The 1730-nt window shown below is 68.0% G+C and carries 4 protein-coding genes; 2 read left to right on the top strand and 2 right to left on the bottom strand.

Translation table 11 applies throughout. The features are described from left to right. Window positions 1-101 precede the first annotated feature (101 nt). Together AB0I18_RS52015 and AB0I18_RS52010 are read right to left on the bottom strand one after the other, a co-directional pair. Entirely contained in the window at window positions 102-221 is a 120-nt protein-coding gene (locus tag AB0I18_RS52015) for a hypothetical protein (RefSeq protein WP_363112889.1), read from the bottom strand. A gap of 54 nt (window positions 222-275) precedes the next feature. Then, window positions 276-614, bottom strand: coding sequence for a hypothetical protein (locus AB0I18_RS52010; RefSeq protein WP_363112888.1), 339 nt, complete (start codon window positions 612-614; stop codon window positions 276-278). 280 nt (window positions 615-894) lie between these two features. Here AB0I18_RS52010 and AB0I18_RS52005 point away from each other — a divergent pair, with 280 nt between their 5' ends. Then, window positions 895-1368 carry a nuclear transport factor 2 family protein gene (locus tag AB0I18_RS52005; protein ID WP_363112887.1) on the top strand — a complete coding sequence of 158 codons (474 nt, stop codon included), beginning with the start codon at window positions 895-897 and terminating at the stop codon, window positions 1366-1368. Window positions 1369-1393: 25 nt separating this feature from the next. Beyond that, window positions 1394-1730: TetR/AcrR family transcriptional regulator (locus tag AB0I18_RS52000; protein WP_363112886.1), on the top strand; the 337-nt coding region annotated here is incomplete at its 3' end.

Below are 1730 nucleotides of genomic sequence, written 5' to 3'. Positions count from 1 at the left end.
AGCCCGGGTGTGCCTGTCAACTTGACCCGGCCCTAAGGGACTGGGCTTGGAGGTAGTGCCCAACTGGCTGCTGGGGTGGACTCCTCCGTCGAGACACCCGGTTATGGGGTGGTAGGGACGCGTGACTCACGCCCCGCGTTCCACACGCTCTCGCTACGGGTGGCGATGTTGTGGGAAGCATTCCGGTCGGCGTGGGCAACGACCCCGCACCCCTGGCAGATGAAAAGCCCCTGGTCGACACGGGTTCTTCGAGGGACAGGCCGCGCCCGGTGCGTTCAGCCTCGGTCACGATCGTCTTGGAGATGATGTGGTTCTGGTTGGCGGCGTGCCGTGCCTCTTTGCGGGCGCGGGCCTGGAGTCGCCGCTTGGCGCTCTTGGTGCGCTGCTTCTGGAGTTTGGCCGGCGATCTCGACGAGCAGGCCCACGAGCTGGCCCGCATCGTCGTGCAGACGCCGGTGGGGCAAGGCGCGGTCGGGCAGCCAGTCCTCCAGGACCGTCAGCACCGGTGCGTAGTCGTCGATCCCCCCGCGGCTGGACCGCCGGACCAGCTCCTGGGCCGGCTCGATCACCGATGCCGACCGCTGGGTGGCGAGTGCCACCGAGTCTTTCCTCACGCTTCTCCCTGCCCTGACGTTCCGCCATGCCGAACTGGCAGCGCGCGCACGGCCTCCACGGTCTCCACCGGCCGTGCTGACGCGCACGCCTCGCAGTAATGGGCCAGATCGGGCTGCGGTGCCACCGTCGTCCCGATCGACGCCAAGTACGCTTTCTCACGGCTGCGTGATCCCGTGACCATGAGGAACTCACGTGCCTCGGAGACGACCTCGACTACCCGCCCGCACAACGGCATACGGTGCGGTAAGTTATAGGTCGACCACTAACGCAGGAGTGGAAATGACAGTCCAGGAAGACGACGCCGCGCGCCGCGCCGCTGCCCAGCACGCCGTGGCCGAGCACCTGCGCCTCACCGCTGCCGGACACACCGAGGAGTGGGTGGAGCTGTTCGCCCCGGACGCGGTGCTCGAGTTCCCGTACGCGCCGGCCGGCGTGCCCCAGCGGGTAACGGGGCGAGACGCACTGCGCGCGCACATGAGCAACTTTCCCGAGACCTTTGACGTGGAGTTCGTCGACCTGGTGTTCCACGAGACGGTCGATCCGAGTCTGGTGATCGCCGAATTCCGCTCGAAGGGCACGGCGCTGCCGACCGGCAAGCCGTACGAGCAGACGTGCATCTCCGTCGTCCGGACCGATGACGACGCGCACATCACCCACTACCTGGACTACTGGAACCCGCTGGTGGCGATCGAGGCGCTCACGCCCCACGACGTGCCGTCCGACTCCGACCGCAGCGTGGCTTTTGGAGGCTGAGGGAAGCCGTGTTTGACTGACGCCCATGCCTGCCGCCGGTACCAGCACGAAGAGCGACGAACGACGTCGGACCCTCGTGGCCGCCGCGGTCGACTGCTTCGCGCGAAAGGGCTTCTACGGTACGACGACGCACGAGATCGCAGACTGGGTCGGCGTCTCTCAGCCGTATCTCTATCGCCTGTACCCGAACAAGGAAGCACTGTTCGCGGCGGTGGTCGACCACGTGTCCGTCGTCATGACCGACACGCTGGCCGCTCACTCGCCGGCGTCGGGCGGGGCCGGGCCGGCGCCCGAGGCGGCGTTGGACGCGGCGCGCGGCGCCTACGCCGCGCTCGTCGCGGACCGGAACATCCTGCGTTTCC

Origin of the sequence: Streptomyces sp. NPDC050704 (genome assembly GCF_040654355.1) — a bacterium.
Taxonomy (GTDB): Bacteria; Actinomycetota; Actinomycetes; order Streptomycetales; family Streptomycetaceae; genus Streptomyces.
This window is presented reverse-complemented; position numbering and strand designations above follow the sequence as displayed.

What these genes read in the sequence shown, in the direction of transcription:
- AB0I18_RS52005 (WP_363112887.1), top strand. Translation starts at nt 895, where the DNA reads ATGACAGTCCAGGAAGACGACGCCGCGCGCCGCGCCGCTGCCCAGCAC.